The sequence below is a fragment of the Synechococcus sp. MU1643 genome (assembly GCF_020514095.1).
Classification (GTDB): Bacteria; Cyanobacteriota; Cyanobacteriia; order PCC-6307; family Cyanobiaceae; genus Parasynechococcus.
In genome coordinates this window covers 507,328-523,000 of record NZ_VTKY01000001.1, presented here as the reverse complement: position 1 = coordinate 523,000, position 15,673 = coordinate 507,328, and the positions used below count along the sequence as shown (strand labels likewise).

Here is a 15,673-nt window from a genome sequence, read left to right as displayed (position 1 = left end):
CCGGTCGACCAGAGAACGAACGAACCCGATTCTCCCTCTGCAATGGCCGCAGGCAGGAGATGCTTAGAGCACTGCAACACGGTGTGATGTCCGCACTCTGGATTCAGGCTCTGCTGGTGAACACGGTTTTGATTGCACTGGCGCAGCGGACAACCGTGCTCACCCGGAAGGGTTGGGTCCATGCGGCTGCTTTGGGCACGATTCTTTGGGGTTGTTTGGGTTGGTCGGGCTGGTTGGCTGTGGTCGCTTACCTCTGCCTTGGAAGTCTGGTCACCAAGATCGGCTTTCAAAACAAGCAAAACCGGGGCCTTGCTGAAGCCCGCGGTGGTCAGCGCGGTCCTGAAAATGTCTGGGGTTCCGCTGCAGTTGGAGCTTTCCTGGCACTGCTCATTGGTGCCGGTGTTGAGCCCCATGAACTGTTGTTGGTTGGCTTTGCTGCGAGTTTCGCCGCCAAGTTGGCCGACACCTTCGGCAGTGAAATCGGCAAACGTTTCGGTCGCAACACGGTGTTGATGACCAGCCTTCGCGTGGTTCCACCAGGTACTGAGGGAGCCATCAGCCTTGAAGGAACCCTGGCCAGTGCCGCCGGCAGCATCGCCATGAGCCTGGTGATGCTGGCCCTGCAACTGATTCCCTCGTGGCCTGTGGCTGTGTTGGTGATGATGGTTGGTCTGGTGGCGACCCTCGGGGAAAGCCTGCTCGGCGCTCTGGTGCAGGACCGCGTGGCCTGGTTGAGCAACGAGCTGGTCAATGCTCTCCAGACCCTGTTGGCCGCAGTTTTGGCGATGCTGCTGATCGCGCTTTGATCAGCTGGTATGGAATGGCATCAAACCATCGCGGTGGGCCCATCGCCGTAAGAGTTCCAGCTCCTCATTGAGATAAAAGCGCAGGGATGAGCGGCTGCATTTCAGGGCCTGAGCCAGATCCTTGAGGCTCTTGCCTTCGATCAGGTGGGCCTGCAGCACCATGCCGGTTTTGCCCTCCACTTGGTGCAGCACGCTCCTCAACCAGTCCAGGTGTTCATCCTCTGCAGAGAGGATTGCTGGCTCTCCAGGACAGGCAAACAGGTCAGCGACCTGGCTGGCCCCATGGCTTTGCACGGCGGAGGCCCAGCGTTCCGGTCGCACCAATACTTTGGCTGCAAGCTCCTGGTCGCTGAGGTTCGGTAGCTGGTTCTGTTCGCGTTCACGTTGGATCTTCATCCCTGCTGCGTAGAGATCACGCAACTGCCACGGAATCCGAATCGTGCGAGAACGATCGCGGCGGTAGTGGAGGATTTGACCGGTGGCCCGCGAAAGCAAATAGCTGCTGGGGTGTACGCCTCGTTGTCGATCAAACCGTTCAAGGCCACGGATCAAACCAACACGGGACTCCTGCAGCAGGTCGTCGAACTCTTCGGGTCCGCGTTGCTGTTGGCGACGGGCCGCGCAGTGGGCCAGTCCAAGGTGCTTGAGAGCCTGCTGATTCCGCCGTGCAATGGAGGGCGGAAGCCCGCGTCGGTACTCATGGCGCAGGTGAGGTTTAGAAATCAAGGGATCAGTGCAACTGATCCAACGTTTCAACAATCAACCTCTGACCGGTTGGCCCTTAGGTGCCGCAGTTCGGCAATTTTGTGCCGGATCATGGGTGCATCGGTTTTGGATTGATGGACTGGCAACCAGAGGCCCTAGCAGCACTTAAAAAAGATGTTCCGTTCTTTGTTCGGCCCGCTGTACGTAAACGGGTTGAAGCGATGGCGGATTCAGAAGGACGTGCCGACATCGATCTTGGGTTTTACCAGTCCGCGAAGCAGGCGATGGCGCCAAGCTGATTTTCAGGAGGGATCCAGATCGCAGCGCTGCAGTTCTGGCTGGGTCAAGCGGTCAATGATGCGTGCCATATCGAGAGCGGTCAGTTCACCGTTTTCGTCCCACTTGAGCGTGGTTTTGCGCTGGGCTGGAGGGTGGCCGGCAGCACGTTCTGCAGAGCGGTCAGGTCCCAAGTCTGATCACCAATGTCAGGAGAGCCACACATTAATCGCTCCTGGGGGCTCCTTTACATGCTGATAGGTGTTGATGTGTTGTGTCGAGCAAGACCGGCCCACTCCCGCAGAGGTGCCCACTGATCCAACCGCTTGTCCAGCCAGCGGTGGCCATCGGCATTGAGATGGATTCCATCGGGTTCCATCCAGGTCAACCAGTCGGACTGCTCCTGCATCTCCCGATGCATGGGCAGGAAAGGCACATCAGCCTCACGGCACTGTTCAGCCATCACTGCTTCTGTTGCCGCGATCTGGCTGTTGGCGTACCAAAGGCAGCCGGCAAAGGGCATCACATGCTCATCCACTGCTGTGAGGCCCAGCACAAACACCTGCATCTCCTGGGTCATCTCATTGAGAAGTTGCCCCAGGCCGAACGAAAAGGCCTCCACATCAAGTTGAGGCCTGCCGTCAATTCGGCCAACTCTGGCGGTGTCATTCAGCCCAACACTGAGCAAAAGCCCACCCGGTGTTTGGCGACGCAGTTCGCCGCGGCAGCACCACTCGCTGCGCCAGCGAGCGGCCACGCGTTCCAAGCCGTCGCCGCGCACGCCAAGGGGATACACCACTGGAACGCTGGGCAGATTCATCCAGCGCAAGCGGAGTCGTTGGCACCAACCACCCGCTTCACGGTCACCCCAACCATGCACGCCACTGTCCCCGAGAACGATCAGCTGACGGGGGACGTTGTTCGCACCGCTCATAAGGCCATGGCTCGGCTATTCCAGATCCCCTGAAGTCTTTCCCCCAGGGTCTCACCCAGCAGCGTGAGCACCGCGGAGATCAGCACAATCCAGAGCACCAACCACCAATGAAAGGAGCTGAGTGCCTCCATGAGCTGCCAGCCGAGGCCTGCTCCACCCACCATTCCGATGATGGCGGTGTCACGCAAGATCACATCCAATCGGTAGGTCGCATAGGTGAGGTAGGCGCGACTCACATCCGCCAAGGGCCCGTAAAGCCAGCTCACCCGGGGGGAGGCCCCGCAGGCCTTCATGGTCTGACCGGAACGCAATCCCGTGCTGCGGATGTCGTCCATCAGGACCCGACCCATCACACCGCTGTGGTGAAGCCCTAGGGCCAGACCTGCCAGGGCCATGCTCGGTTTGGCCAGCATCAGCAGTAGCAACGCGGTGAGAGGCGCCGGGATGAGTCGCAACGCTCCCCACACCACCCCCTGCAGGTGGAGGCTGGCACGGCTGGGCCAGATCAACATCAGCAGTGGTGGTAGTCCGGTAGCAATGCAAGCGGCGATCAGGGTGATCCACACCGTCGCTCCAATCACCCCTGGCCAGGAGATCTCAAGGGCAGCATTGATCCCCTCGGATCCTTCGATGAGGTTCCATACCACCGTCGACCACGACTCCACAGGCCATACAGCCACAGGCATGGCTAGCTGCAGATCCAGCTGTGTTCCCCAGCCGAGGGCGAGCCCTGGGCTGGCAATGACCACAGGAAAAATCAGGACGGGTGACCAACAGCGCAGCGTGCGCAGCAATCGGTCGAGCACCACCATGGTGATGGCCAGCAACCAGAGGCCACTCCACATCTCCTGAAATTGAAGCGAGCGCAGGCTGAGGCTGAGGTCTGTGCCGAGTCCCCCGAGGCCGAAAACGCCCAGAATCAATGCTGAACGAAGCGCACAATCGAGGCGGTGGCCGATGTGGTCGCTGACCGGTTTTGTCAGCGGAGGGGCAAGCCCAGTGAGCATCACTGCCCATGGTGTCGCGCCGGCTCCTTTGAGGACGGGGATGGCCGGTGAAACGTGGCAATCCACCTGATCGGCAATGACCCGCGCCATCAGAACTGTGTAGGGAATGGCGATGGCGCAGACAGCAACCCAGCCATTCAGTCCGAAGACCTGCAGCAGCAAAAGACCCCAGATCAGTTCATGCACAGCTCGCAAGGGGGCCAGCCAACGGCGCAAGACCACTGCAGGCCAACGCACGCCCGCCAGGATCTTCCAGAACGTGTTTGAACTCAGAAGGCCGAGACCGACGCCGAGAAGGCTGCTGATACCCCAGGACATCACTGCGATCACCAGGGTGATCTGGAGTCCGTTGAGCAAACTGCCCAGCACGATCGGATCAACTGAGGGCTGCACGGCCCCAGCGGCGAACTGTTGCAGAAGAGCAAAACCTCCTCCGTGCCCATCGCGTAACAGCACGGAAAGAACACCCAGCAGACTCAGGCCCGGCAGCAATGGGATCAGCGGCAGGGCTGGTGTCAGGCGGATGCGTAGAGCCATTCCAACTGATCCCGATGAATGGTGTTCGGAGCCGCATCGATTACCAGGGCACCATCACGGAGCCCCAGAACCCGATCAAACCGGTGAATCAGATCCGGTCGGTGCAGGCTGATCAGACAGCCCGGCGACAGAAGCAACGTGTTGAGAACGTCCTCGGCGAGTGTGGGATCAAGGGCGGAGAGGGGTTCGTCCGCCAGCACCAGTTCTGGTTGCTGATGCAACAAACGGCCCAGAGCAACCCGTTGACGCTGGCCTCCGGACAGCTCTCGTACAGGCTGTTCAAGCAAATCGGCCTCCAGTTTCACCTGGTGCATCAGCGCAAGACAGCTGTTCTTGTCTAGGGGAGCGAGCAGGTTTCGAATTGCCCAGAGCAGACCATGGCGTCCCAGGGCACCGCTGTTGATGTTTTGAATGACGTTCAATTCCTCCACCAGACGCAGGTCCTGCCAGAGGGTGCCGATTTGGCACCGTTGCCGGCGCGATAGCTGCTGATGGGAGCGACCACACCAACGCACGGATCCTGCATCGGGTCTTAAGGCCCCGTTGCAGAGCTTCAGCAGCGTGGTTTTGCCGGCGCCACTGGCACCGAGCAAAACCACTCTCTGGTCAGCACGAAGGGTGAGGCTGATCGGTTGGAGCCGTTGTCCCAAGCAGGCCTGGTGCAGCTCCAGCAGTGCCGTCAACGGATTTTTCCGAGCTGGCGACCCACCGATTCGATCAACACGTAGTCCTCGTCTTTGGCAGGGATGAAGCGTTCTGCACCGAACAACTCAAGAATTGCTGCGCCGTTCTCGGTCTCTGCCGAGAGGTCCAGCAACGCGGTTTGAAGTTTGTTGGTGAAACCAGCGCCAAAGCGGTCATCCAGACCTGGCCGTACAACCCAGTGGTAATCCACGTAGGGCGGTGTCCTCCAAATCACCGACACTTTGTCGGGATCCACGCGGCCATCTGCAATATTGCTGCGCCAGACCTGTTCGTTCAAGGTACCCACCTCGTAGGCACCGCTTTGCACCACCGCAATGGTGGCGTCGTGGCTACCGCTGAAGCCAGGTCCGCCCCCCGCCAGATCCTCAGGTTTGACGCCGTTTTCCCCCATGAAGAACTGGGGCATCAGGCGGCCAGAGGTGGAACTCTCCGAACCAAAGGCCAATCGGCGTCCCTTCAACTCAACCAGTTGGTCGGCACTGGTGAAGGGGCGCAAGCCGCTGGCCCCATTGGCGATGAACACACTGGTGAATTCGGCGTCGATGTCGCGTTGCGCCAGCACACGGGCTCCAGGCGTCTGCAGCCTGGCCTGCACACCGGTGAGTCCACCGAACCAAACCAGATCAAGACTGCCGGTGCGAAAGGCACTGACCGCCGCCGCATAGTTGCTCACCGGCCCATAACGCACAGGAACATCAAGCTTCTCGCTCAGTTCCTCCGACAGAGTGCCGTAGAGGCGATTCAGTTTCTCAGGGTTTTGGTCGGGGATGGCCCCAATCTGTAGAACAGCCTGTTTGGATTTGTTCTGGGGTGCTCCGCAGCTTGAAACACTGGCCGTGAGGGCGAGGCCGGCAATCAAACCGAAGGCCACCACGGCCTTGCGTTTTCCTACAGCCATTCAGAAATTGGAAGTGATCAGATTGGATCAGAAGGAACGAAGCAGTCGCTTCAGTCGCATTAGTCCATCGTTGATCGTCTCATCCGCTACGGCACAGGAGAGTCGAATGCAGCGGTCGTCGCCGAAGGCCAGGCCTGGAACCATCGCCAGACCTTCCTGTTCCAGGGCTTGCCGGCAAAACTCCATCGAATCGGGCACACCATCTGGCAGACGAGGGAAGGCGTAAAAAGCCCCTTGAGGGGGCGTCAGGGTGATGCCCTCCAGGGCTTGTAGCCCTTCCGTGAGCAGCGCGCGTCGGTGGTTGTAGCTGATGGCCATCTCGCGCACGCAATCTCGGGGTCCTTCGATCGCCGCCAGGGCCCCCCGTTGAGCAAAGCTGCATACATTGCTGGTGCTCTGGCTCTGCAGAGCAGAAGCGGCCTTGATCACGGCAGAATCTCCAGCCAGATAACCGAGGCGCCAGCCGGTCATTGCCCAGCCTTTGGCAAAGCCGTTCACGGTGAAGCAGCGCGAGCGGATCTCTTCGGCGACGGCTGCGAAGCTGCAGTGCTGCTGACCCTCGGCCAGGAGATATTCATAGATCTCATCGCTCATCACCATCAGCTGGGGGTGACGGCCCACCAATGCGGCCAGTGCCTCAAGTTCGGCTTGTGTCATCACCTGGCCGCTGGGGTTGCCAGGTGAATTGATCACCAGCAGTCGGCTACGTGGGGTGATCTGCTGCTCCAGCAGATTGAGGTTGAGACGGAAGCCCTCCTCCGCTTTGGTGTGGATGATCCTGGTGCTAGCCCCAGCCAGGGCTGCCATTTCGGGATAGCTCAGCCAGTAGGGGGCCGGCAGCAGCACTTCATCGCCGGGATTGAGCAGAACCTGGAACAGGTTGTAGATGGCTTGCTTGCCGCCGTTGGTGACAAGCACCTGCTCCGTCTGGGTTGGGATGCCGTTTTCGACGCTCAGTTTGTGGGCTAGAGCAGCACGAAGATCAGGGTCCCCCGCAGCGGGGCCATAACGGGTGAAGCCGGATCCCAGAGCGCGCTGGGCTGCTTCAACGATGAATGGAGGCGTCGCAAAGTCCGGCTCACCAGCACTGAGGCTGCAGATGTCCTTGCCGCTGTCGCGCAGAGCTTTGGCCTTGGCGCTGATCTCCAGCGTCAGAGACGGTTTCAGGGCGACAGCCCGGTCGGAAAGTTCTGGCGGGCGCGGCATCGGTAACGCACCTCCCCGCGGTGCGTTTAAAACGTCATCATCCTGCCGCAGATGGTGTCGCAGACAACCGTGATTTCTCAGCGCCGATGAATGCGATACAGATCAGCTGGGTCCTGGCTGCAAAAGACAGCGCCAAGTTGGCGGGCTTTTACTGCGAGCTGTTTCAAGCCAAGTTGAATCCTGGGGTGGCAGACCACCACTGCATCGTTCAATTCAGCGATGGCAGCCAGCTTGAGATTTACAGCCCATCACGCCGGCGCCCTTTCCCTGCCCGTGGGCGAGCGCTGGCCCCCTGTTTGAGGCTCCCCCCATCTCAGGCCCCCCTGCCTGAGCTTGAGCGGCTGCTCAGCAACGCCCTGCAGTGTGGTGGGTCGATTCTGGAGGATGTGCGGCTTGAGCCCTTTGGTGCTGAGGCCTGGATCCACGATCCGGAGGGCAATGCCCTGTTGCTTCTGGCTCCCCTGGACTCTGGCGCTTCGATCTCATGACCGGCTCCAACCTGGATGACTGCAGTTCCTGTAAAGCCTGTGAGCTTGCCAGCACTCGACAGAGCGTCGTGATCAGCCGCGGCAATCCCAACGCGAATCTGATGCTGATTGGCGAAGCACCAGGGGCTCAGGAAGATGCTCAGGGCGTTCCCTTTGTTGGTCGTTCAGGACGTGCTCTCGATCAGCTGCTGCGGGACGTGGATCTGGATCCCGAGCATGACCTTTACATCTGCAATGCGATCAAATGCCGCCCCCCGAACAACCGACGACCAATAAAAGCTGAGTTGGCCGCCTGCCGGTCCTGGCTTGACCTGCAACTGGAGGCCGTTGATCCAAAGGTGATCGTGCTGACGGGAGCCACCGCTGTGGAAGCCATCCTTGGAATCAAGGGGGGCATGACCCAGCTTCGTGGTCAGTGGCAGAGCTGGAATGAACGTGCGGTGATGCCGATTTTTCACCCCTCATATCTGCTGCGCAATCCCTCTAAAGCAGCTGGAGCGCCCCTCGATCTGACCCGTCGGGATCTCGCCACAGTCCAACAGCGCCTGTGCGAGCCTTGTTCTGCTTCTAACTGAGCTTCATGACTGCCCTGGATCGGCGTTACGACACCAAGATCCATCGCCGTGTGACCCGCACCGTGATGGTGGGTGATGTGCCGATCGGCAGTGAGCATCCTGTCGTTGTTCAGTCGATGATCAACGAGGACACCCTCGATATAGATGGGTCCGTCGCAGGGATCCTTCGGCTTGTGGAAGCTGGATGCGAAATCGTTCGGGTGACGACGCCTTCGATTGGCCATGCGAAGGCCATGGCGAAAATTCGTGCCGCACTTCGAGAGCAGGGCTGCATGGTTCCCCTGGTGGCGGACGTCCACCACAACGGCATCAAAATCGCCCTTGAAGTCGCTAAGCATGTCGACAAAGTCCGGATCAATCCCGGCCTGTTTGTTTTCGACAAGCCCGATCCCGATCGGCAGGAGTTCAGCAAAGAAGAATTTGCTGCCATCGGCCGGCGCATCCGTGAAACGTTTGAGCCCTTGGTGACCCTGCTGCGGGATCAGAACAAGGCGCTTCGAATCGGCGTGAACCATGGCTCCCTGGCGGAGCGGATGCTGTTCACTTACGGCGACACCCCTCAGGGGATGGTCGAGTCAGCGATGGAGTTTGTGCGGATCTGCCATGAGCTTGATTTCCACAACATCGTGATTTCGATGAAGGCGTCGCGTGCTCCGGTAATGCTCGCGGCCTACCGCCTAATGGCGGACACCATGGACAAGGAAGGCTTCAATTACCCGCTCCACCTGGGCGTGACCGAAGCCGGTGATGGTGATTACGGCCGGATCAAGAGCACCGCAGGCATCGCCACCCTGCTGGCCGATGGGTTGGGAGACACCCTCCGGGTCTCGCTGACGGAGGCCCCTGAAAAGGAAATTCCCGTCTGCTATTCGATTCTTCAATCCCTGGGTCTGCGCAAGACCATGGTCGAATACGTTGCCTGCCCCAGCTGCGGTCGCACCCTGTTCAATCTCGAGGAGGTGCTGCATAAGGTGCGGGATGCCACTAATCATCTGCAGGGTCTTGACGTTGCCGTGATGGGATGCATCGTCAATGGTCCCGGAGAGATGGCAGATGCTGACTACGGTTACGTGGGTAAAGGGCCTGGAACCATTGCTTTGTATCGCGGTCGTGATGAAATTCGCAAGGTCCCTGAGGCCGAAGGCGTTGATGCTCTGATCCAGTTGATCAAAGAGGACGGACGATGGGTTGAGCCAGCCTGATCTCGTTAGCCTGAAGAATCAGTCCTAAAGGGCCATGGTTCGGAGTCAGCGCCTGCGATCTTTGGTTCGATCAACTCCATTGCTACTGATGCTCGGCGTTGGCGGTGTGGTCACCGCCATGGGAATTAGTTCACCTGGCTTTTCCTTGCCATCGGCCTCCGGCGGATCCATTCACGACAGCCCCAAGGAGGTAATTGATCAGGTCTGGCAAATTGTTTATCGCGATTACCTGGATTCGACGGGCTCTTACGACGAAACCACTTGGCGCCAATTGCGGAGCAATTTGCTCAGCAACTCCTATGGGGGAAGCGCCGAGTCCTACGAGGCGATCCGCGGCATGCTTGCCAGCCTTGATGACCCCTACACGCGTTTTCTTGATCCGAGGGAGTTCAAGGAGATGCAGATCGACACCTCGGGTGAGCTCATGGGCGTGGGGATCCAGCTCAGTTTGGACAAGGACACGAAGGAGCTGATCGTTATCTCCCCGATTGAGGGCACCCCTGCATCCCGTGCGGGAGTTCAGCCCAAGGATGTGATTGTGTCCATCGATGGTACCTCCACCAAAGGCATGACCACTGAGGACGCCGTCAAGTTGATCCGAGGTCCGGAGGGCACCGATGTGGTGCTGGGACTCAGGCGCCAGGGTCAGGTGCTGAATGTGCCGCTGAAACGGGCGCGCATTGAGATTCATGCCGTGAAGGCCATGCTCAACACAGCACCCAACGGCCGCAAGGTGGGCTACATCCGTCTCAAGCAATTCAATGCCAACGCCACGCGTGAGATGCGTGCGGCTATCAAGGATCTGGAATCACAGGCTGCTGAGGGCTACGTGCTCGATCTGCGCAGCAATCCCGGTGGATTGCTCGAGGCCAGCGTGGACATCGCCCGCCAATGGCTCAATGAAGGCACCATCGTCAGCACTCGAACACGGGAAGGAATCCGCGATGTGAGGCGCGCCACCGGCAGCGCGATTACCGATAAACCCCTGGTGGTGCTGATTGACCAAGGATCTGCCAGTGCCAGCGAAATTCTTTCAGGGGCACTCCAGGACAATTCCCGTGCACAGCTCGTCGGTCAGAAGACCTTTGGCAAGGGCTTGGTTCAGGCCGTTCGAGGCCTTGCCGACGGATCAGGTTTTACGGTCACGATCGCCAAATACTTGACGCCTAAGGGAACCGATATCCACAAGAACGGGATCCAACCGGACATAAACGCAGCGATGTCGGAGAAAGAGCTCAAGAACTTCTCGGTTGATGACTTGGGAACCGAGAGAGACAGCCAATACAGGACGGCTGAGGGAACTCTGGTGAAACAGTTGAAAAAAATTCAGGCAGGCAACACGTATCAGCCGGGCCAAGCCAACCTCAGCTACGCGCTGCGGTAGGTCAGGAGATCGGCTGCATCAGTCCGCCGCCGCCGCCACCATTGGAGTCGTCATCGTCTGAGGCGTCGGGTTGGAACAGGGCGTACACACCGATTGCGGTGGCACAAAAAACGCCGCTGATCAGTTCCAGAGAGACGCCACCAGCACTGAACTCGACGAATTCACCCATGTCCAAAGGATTTCTCTGCGCTCAATGTAACGAAGAATTGCGTGGTTGGTAACGTTTTTCTCAGAATTGGGTTCAGGCTTCAGACCTGAACCACCTCTGCGTTCTTGTTAAGCAGCTCCTCCTGCCGCTGTGCCTCGGTTTTGCCTTCGGCATCGGGAATCTGGGCAGCCATCAAACGGAGCCATTCCATCAGCTGCTCCAGTTGCTTCTCCATGGGGAGAACACCAAGACCGCGGGCCATCACCTTGTGTTGGATGCCGCTTCCGGCCTGATACACCAATCGGCCATGCAGGTGCTGGGGCAACCCCTGGCGCAGCAAACGGAACGCCGGTTCCTCCATGGGAGTTTCAAGCACGATGTTGGGCTTCTCCGGTTTGATCCTCGAGAACCCGCACCGTTTCGCCAGAAGTTTGAGTTCCATGAGCTGCAGAAGTGACACCACGGCAGCAGGCAGCGCTCCGTAGCGATCGGCCCAACCGGCAGCCAGCTCCACAAGGGCTTCGGCCGTCAGGCAGTCGGCTGCAGCTCGGTAGGCCGCGATTTTTTCATCGGGATCAGTGATCCAGTCCGCAGGCACGAAGGCCGTGACGGAAAGGTCCACCTGCGTGTCTTCAACGCTGGGGATGTCTTGACCCTGAATTTCAGCCAGGGATTCCTGAAGCATTTCCATGTAAAGGTCAAAGCCGATGGTTTCCATCTGGCCGCTCTGCTGCACGCCGAGGAGATTGCCGACCCCACGGATCTCCATGTCCCGCATGGCGAGCTGATAACCACTGCCCAGTTGGGCGAACTCCTGAATGGCGCGAAGCCTCTGACGTGCAGTGTCGCTTAGCGATCCATTGCCGGGATAGAACAACCAGGCATGGGCCTGAATCCCACTGCGGCCGACACGTCCCCGCAGTTGATAAAGCTGGGCAAGGCCAAAACGGTGGGCGTCTTCAATCAGGATCGTGTTGACACGCGGAATGTCCAGGCCGCTTTCCACAATCGTGGTGCAAAGCATCACGTCGGCTTCGCCTGCGTTGAACGCCACCATGGCGCTCTCCAGCTCCCCTTCGGCCATCTGACCGTGAGCCACCAACAGCTTTAGGCCAGGCAGCATCTCCCGTAGTCCCGCGGCTACGTCTTCGATTCCTTCCACCCGGGGAACCACATAAAACACCTGGCCCCCACGATCCAATTCCTGGCGGATAGAGCTGCGCACCGCCTCCGGATCAAGAGATGCCAGGTGCGTCTTGATTGGACGGCGCAGCGGCGGTGGTGTGGTGATCAGGCTCATCTCTCGCACCCCCGAAAGACTCATGTAGAGGGTTCTGGGGATCGGCGTTGCCGACAGGGTGAGCACGTCTACATCCTTTCGCAGCACTTTGATCTTTTCCTTCTGGTTCACACCGAAGCGCTGTTCTTCATCCACCACCAACAGGCCTAGCTCTTGAAAGGACGCTCCTTTGCTGAGCAACTGGTGGGTTCCCACCACGGCGTCGATGGTTCCCTGCTTCAGCCCATCAAGAATGGTTTTTCGTTCCGATGCTGTTCGGAAACGATTGAGCAGAGCCACCTTGATCGGATAGGGCGCGAATCGTTCCGAGAGCGTGCGCCAGTGCTGCTGAGCCAGCACCGTTGTAGGGGCCAGCATCGCCACCTGTTTTCCGGCGGTGATGGCTTTGAAGATCGCGCGGATCGCAACTTCGGTCTTGCCGAATCCAACGTCACCGCACACCAGTCGGTCCATCGGTTCTTGCCGTTCCATGTCCCGTTTCACGTCGGTCGTGGCCTTCAGTTGATCCGGCGTTGGTTCGTACGGGAACGACTCCTCCATTTCCACCTGCCAGGGTCCGTCTGTTGGGAAGGCAAAACCGGCAGCCTGTTGCCGCTCCGCGTAGAGCTTCACCAAATCAAGGGCTACCTTGCGGACCGCTTTCTTGGCCCTCTCTTTGGCCTTGTTCCAGGCTGTGCCACCCATACGGTTGAGCTGCGGGGGTGTTTCACTCGTGGCGCGGTAACGCCCCAGACTGCCGAGTTGATCGGCGGCGACCCGAAGGATTCCGTCGGCGTACTGCACGACGAGGTAGTCGCGGATGTCGCCTGACATCGCGAGTTTTTCCATGGCTTTGAAGCGGCCGATGCCATGGTTCCGATGCACCACGAAATCGCCGGGTCGCATCTTGTTGGGATCAACTGTGCGGCTTGCTGCCTTGCGGCGACGTCGCACATAACCACTGGAACTAAGTCTCTGTTGGCCAAAGAATTCACGGTCGGTGACCAGCGCAATCCTCCAGGCAGGCAGCTGCAAGCCCTCAAGTTCGGCTGTGCCCCTCACCTTCAACGCGACGGGGGTGTTCTGCTCAATTAGTCGGGCAATGGCATTGCTGTCGCCGGCATTCGGTACAAACCGACTGATGCAGTCATGCTCCTCTAAAAGAGCAACCGCTCGACTTGGTTGAGCAGACACCAACCAAACCGCCGTGCGGTCGGATTGAAACCCCTTGATCAGTTCCCCGAGCTTTCCGAATTGGTTGGCATAAGCCGGAACAGGTCGGCTTGCAAGGTCAAAGCTGTTGGGATGCTGGTCAACTTCCAGCAGTTCAGCCATGTCAAAGCCATGGAAGACCTCCGTCAGTCCATAGGCAGATTCAATCCCACGATGCAGAACTGCTGGCCAGAGCTGATCACGTTCGCCTTCATCCAGGCCCGCCTCAGCAGCCATGTCGCGGTGGTGTTCCTCCACATGGCTGAGCCACTGTTGTCCGTGGGCCAAGCCGTGGCGTCGTTCATCAATTACCACCGTTGTGGTGTCAGGGAGATAGTCAAGTAACGAAGCGGGTTGATCCCAGGCGAGCCCCATCAGCCGGCGCATGCCTTCCGGCGTTCCACCGTTCAGAAGTTGCTCTGTCTCGTCAGCGCCGAGCAATTGCTCCAGTCCATCGGGCATCGTCTCCCTGAGCTGGTCTGCAATCAGAGGGCCAAAACCTGTAGGTGTTAGTCGAAGGGCATCGACGGGGTCCAGTGAGCGTTGGCTAGCGGGATCGAATTCCCGGAGCTTGTCGAGTTCCTCCCCGAAAAATTCGAGTCGAACAGGCAGCTCACTGCTCACCGGGAATATATCGACTATGTCGCCTCGACGGCTCCAGCTCCCCTCCTGCTCAATGGTGGTGGCCCGTTCGTAGCCAAGTTGAGCCAGGGTCTCACCAAGAATTTCCAGATCAACCTCATCCCCTTTGCGCAACGTGCGCGTCTTCGTTTTCAGAACATCCGGAGGGGGAAGGTGAGGCTGCAAACAACGTTCTGTGGACACGATTGCCCAGGACGACGCGTCGGGATCCCCAAGCAAGTCACTCAGAACTTGAAGTTGCCCCCAGGTGATTTCGCTTGTGGGGTCAAAAGGTTCATAGGGAGAGCCTTCGCTGGTGGGGTATAAGCCGGCTTGGTTCCACCCCATCAATTCCAGCAACGCCGTCCAGCGCCCTGCTTCCTCAAGCGTCGGCACTACCACCAGCAGAGGTGCACCACGTCGTTGTGACAGCGCACTCGCCACCAGAGCGCGGCTGCAACGACCAGCTCCGCGCATCAACAGACGTTCAGTGCGGCTTGAGCGCTCATCAAGCTCACCGGTGAGTGCAGTTTCCTGCAACTTGGTCACCAGGGAACGGAGCGGCATGGAGCAGGCCTCGGCAATCCATAATCTTCGCAATAAGGTGCCAGCAGTTGCGTTTCACCGGTCGATGCCGCGCTATCGCTGCCCGTCCTGCTGTTGCGGCCCGGCCTTGGTGTTGCATCCACCCAAAGGTCTGATTCCGCTCTGCTCCAGCTGCGCGTCCCCGCTACAGCGTCAGCCGCTGGTCCGGCCCATCCCGCTGCTGGTGTTGCTCACTGTTGGTGGAGTTCTCGTGGCCTCGTCAATCCCCATCCTGTTCACTCCAGTACCAGCTCCTAGATCGAGGCCCGAAAAACTGGCCTAAAGCGATGTTTTCGGTTCAATACGTCGGTATTGGTGCGTTCATGACTCTCGGCCGTTTTTTGATTTTCTTTGTGATCGGGATAGCGTTCGCGCTTACCGTGCCTCAGCTGACTTGGTTGCTTTGGCCATTGGCAGCGTCAGCGCTTTTGGTAGTTGTGCAACTGATCCGTTCCTGATCTCTGGTGTGTTTGAGACCAAGCGGAATCTCAAGACAACCAGCAGGCATCCACTGAAAAGGTGAGCACCTCGTGGGCATCACGATGGTCAGCGGAAGTGATGGCCACACAGGCCAACTGACCATCGTCAAAACAAGTTTTCGACTTGAGCACAAATTTGGCGGCGTCACTGTGGGACCAGACCGCCAAACCCTGCTGTTGGGCTTCGTCGGTGTAGAAGTCCCAGAGTTCCGCGAAGCGTTCTGCCTCTGGACCTTGCAGAAATTCCTCCTGCGCTCGATCAGCTCCAATCTCACGGAAGCGTTCCAGAAAAGACCGCATCAATGGATCGTCGATCACGTTGCTGGTGGCTATGGCACCGGTGATTCCGCGCACCGACGTTCGAACAACCCGATACGGTTCGGTCCGGGCGTCAATGATGACGATGGGGCATTGAAGATCCCAAGCGTTCCGATTTCTCAGTTCACGGCCTGCTTCGGATATGTCATCCCGAAGTTCGTTGATCAGCTGCCGTACAACAAGTGTGGAATCTTCCATACCTGGATCTATCGCGAAGGCAACGTGTCACTTTGGCAAGTTTAAGATTCAAAACGTTGAGGTTGAAGGAAGCTCTTCAAGCAAATTGGGACGTCAAGGCAATATGCACT

The 15,673-nt window shown here is 58.8% G+C and carries 16 protein-coding genes; 6 read left to right on the top strand and 10 right to left on the bottom strand.

Annotated features, from left to right (window positions below):
• Positions 1–86 precede the first annotated feature (86 nt).
• Positions 87–806, top strand: coding sequence for a TIGR00297 family protein (locus tag FZX09_RS03150; protein ID WP_226399901.1), 720 nt, complete (start codon positions 87–89; stop codon positions 804–806).
• On the opposite strand, the gene FZX09_RS03145 is transcribed toward FZX09_RS03150, so the two are convergent.
• On the bottom strand, positions 807–1,532 hold the full coding sequence (locus tag FZX09_RS03145) for a sigma-70 family RNA polymerase sigma factor (protein WP_226399899.1): 726 nt from the start codon (positions 1,530–1,532) through the stop codon (positions 807–809).
• 113 nt (positions 1,533–1,645) lie between these two features.
• Here FZX09_RS03145 and FZX09_RS03140 point away from each other — a divergent pair, with 113 nt between their 5' ends.
• Positions 1,646–1,810, top strand: a complete 165-nt coding sequence (locus FZX09_RS03140) for a PCP reductase family protein (protein ID WP_226400346.1) — start codon at positions 1,646–1,648, stop codon at positions 1,808–1,810.
• 3 nt (positions 1,811–1,813) lie between these two features.
• Here the strand turns inward: FZX09_RS03140 and FZX09_RS03135 are convergent, their stop codons facing one another.
• Genes FZX09_RS03135 through FZX09_RS03110 form a run of 6 tightly spaced genes read right to left on the bottom strand, consistent with a single transcriptional unit; the run spans position 1,814 to position 7,074 of the window.
• Positions 1,814–1,981 (bottom strand): hypothetical protein, encoded by a 168-nt coding sequence (locus tag FZX09_RS03135; protein WP_226399897.1) that lies wholly within the window; start codon positions 1,979–1,981, stop codon positions 1,814–1,816.
• 53 nt (positions 1,982–2,034) lie between these two features.
• Positions 2,035–2,721 carry a GDSL-type esterase/lipase family protein gene (locus FZX09_RS03130; RefSeq protein WP_226399895.1) on the bottom strand — a complete coding sequence of 229 codons (687 nt, stop codon included), beginning with the start codon at positions 2,719–2,721 and terminating at the stop codon, positions 2,035–2,037.
• The gene (locus FZX09_RS03125; RefSeq protein ID WP_226399893.1) at positions 2,718–4,265 is read right to left on the bottom strand and encodes a phosphonate ABC transporter; all 1,548 of its coding nucleotides are present in this window, start codon (positions 4,263–4,265) and stop codon (positions 2,718–2,720) included. The genes FZX09_RS03130 and FZX09_RS03125 overlap by 4 nt, the downstream gene beginning before the upstream one ends.
• Positions 4,244–4,948, bottom strand: coding sequence for a phosphonate ABC transporter ATP-binding protein (locus tag FZX09_RS03120; protein ID WP_226399892.1), 705 nt, complete (start codon positions 4,946–4,948; stop codon positions 4,244–4,246). Before FZX09_RS03120 ends, FZX09_RS03125 begins: the two co-directional genes overlap by 22 nt.
• Positions 4,945–5,868 (bottom strand): putative selenate ABC transporter substrate-binding protein, encoded by a 924-nt coding sequence (locus tag FZX09_RS03115; RefSeq protein ID WP_226399891.1) that lies wholly within the window; start codon positions 5,866–5,868, stop codon positions 4,945–4,947. Before FZX09_RS03115 ends, FZX09_RS03120 begins: the two co-directional genes overlap by 4 nt.
• Positions 5,869–5,895: 27 nt before the next feature.
• Positions 5,896–7,074: a pyridoxal phosphate-dependent aminotransferase gene (locus tag FZX09_RS03110; protein ID WP_226399890.1), complete on the bottom strand. Its 1,179-nt coding sequence runs from the start codon at positions 7,072–7,074 to the stop codon at positions 5,896–5,898.
• 86 nt (positions 7,075–7,160) lie between these two features.
• Here FZX09_RS03110 and FZX09_RS03105 point away from each other — a divergent pair, with 86 nt between their 5' ends.
• From FZX09_RS03105 to FZX09_RS03090, 4 genes are read left to right on the top strand one after another with little or no spacing between them, the layout of a single operon-like run.
• A complete protein-coding gene (locus FZX09_RS03105; RefSeq protein ID WP_226399889.1) occupies positions 7,161–7,562 on the top strand; it encodes a VOC family protein in 402 nt (133 codons plus the stop codon).
• Positions 7,559–8,137 carry a uracil-DNA glycosylase gene (locus tag FZX09_RS03100; protein WP_226399888.1) on the top strand — a complete coding sequence of 193 codons (579 nt, stop codon included), beginning with the start codon at positions 7,559–7,561 and terminating at the stop codon, positions 8,135–8,137. The genes FZX09_RS03105 and FZX09_RS03100 overlap by 4 nt, the downstream gene beginning before the upstream one ends.
• A gap of 5 nt (positions 8,138–8,142) precedes the next feature.
• Positions 8,143–9,339, top strand: a complete 1,197-nt coding sequence (ispG, locus tag FZX09_RS03095) for a (E)-4-hydroxy-3-methylbut-2-enyl-diphosphate synthase (protein ID WP_226399887.1) — start codon at positions 8,143–8,145, stop codon at positions 9,337–9,339.
• 34 nt (positions 9,340–9,373) lie between these two features.
• On the top strand, positions 9,374–10,723 hold the full coding sequence (locus FZX09_RS03090) for a S41 family peptidase (protein ID WP_226399886.1): 1,350 nt from the start codon (positions 9,374–9,376) through the stop codon (positions 10,721–10,723).
• A gap of 1 nt (position 10,724) precedes the next feature.
• Here FZX09_RS03090 and FZX09_RS03085 read toward each other — a convergent pair whose 3' ends face one another.
• The 3 genes from FZX09_RS03085 to FZX09_RS03075 form a co-directional block, all read right to left on the bottom strand.
• The gene (locus tag FZX09_RS03085; protein ID WP_226399885.1) at positions 10,725–10,892 is read right to left on the bottom strand and encodes a hypothetical protein; all 168 of its coding nucleotides are present in this window, start codon (positions 10,890–10,892) and stop codon (positions 10,725–10,727) included.
• A 79-nt stretch (positions 10,893–10,971) separates the two neighbouring features.
• Positions 10,972–14,550 (bottom strand): transcription-repair coupling factor, encoded by a 3,579-nt coding sequence (gene mfd / locus FZX09_RS03080; protein WP_226399884.1) that lies wholly within the window; start codon positions 14,548–14,550, stop codon positions 10,972–10,974.
• A gap of 506 nt (positions 14,551–15,056) precedes the next feature.
• Positions 15,057–15,401 (bottom strand): hypothetical protein, encoded by a 345-nt coding sequence (locus FZX09_RS03075; RefSeq protein ID WP_226399883.1) that lies wholly within the window; start codon positions 15,399–15,401, stop codon positions 15,057–15,059.
• Positions 15,402–15,673 lie beyond the last annotated feature (272 nt).

Bases quoted from the DNA above. Each gene is read 5' to 3' on its own strand.
- FZX09_RS03090 (WP_226399886.1), top strand. From the start codon at position 9,374: ATGGTTCGGAGTCAGCGCCTGCGATCTTTGGTTCGATCAACTCCATTG.
- FZX09_RS03105 (WP_226399889.1), top strand. From the start codon at position 7,161: ATGAATGCGATACAGATCAGCTGGGTCCTGGCTGCAAAAGACAGCGCC.
- FZX09_RS03130 (WP_226399895.1), bottom strand. From the start codon at position 2,721: ATGAGCGGTGCGAACAACGTCCCCCGTCAGCTGATCGTTCTCGGGGAC.
- ispG (WP_226399887.1), top strand. From the start codon at position 8,143: ATGACTGCCCTGGATCGGCGTTACGACACCAAGATCCATCGCCGTGTG.
- FZX09_RS03115 (WP_226399891.1), bottom strand. From the start codon at position 5,868: ATGGCTGTAGGAAAACGCAAGGCCGTGGTGGCCTTCGGTTTGATTGCC.
- mfd (WP_226399884.1), bottom strand. From the start codon at position 14,550: ATGCCGCTCCGTTCCCTGGTGACCAAGTTGCAGGAAACTGCACTCACC.
- FZX09_RS03140 (WP_226400346.1), top strand. From the start codon at position 1,646: ATGGACTGGCAACCAGAGGCCCTAGCAGCACTTAAAAAAGATGTTCCG.
- FZX09_RS03085 (WP_226399885.1), bottom strand. From the start codon at position 10,892: ATGGGTGAATTCGTCGAGTTCAGTGCTGGTGGCGTCTCTCTGGAACTG.
- FZX09_RS03125 (WP_226399893.1), bottom strand. From the start codon at position 4,265: ATGGCTCTACGCATCCGCCTGACACCAGCCCTGCCGCTGATCCCATTG.
- FZX09_RS03110 (WP_226399890.1), bottom strand. From the start codon at position 7,074: ATGCCGCGCCCGCCAGAACTTTCCGACCGGGCTGTCGCCCTGAAACCG.
- FZX09_RS03150 (WP_226399901.1), top strand. From the start codon at position 87: ATGTCCGCACTCTGGATTCAGGCTCTGCTGGTGAACACGGTTTTGATT.
- FZX09_RS03100 (WP_226399888.1), top strand. From the start codon at position 7,559: ATGACCGGCTCCAACCTGGATGACTGCAGTTCCTGTAAAGCCTGTGAG.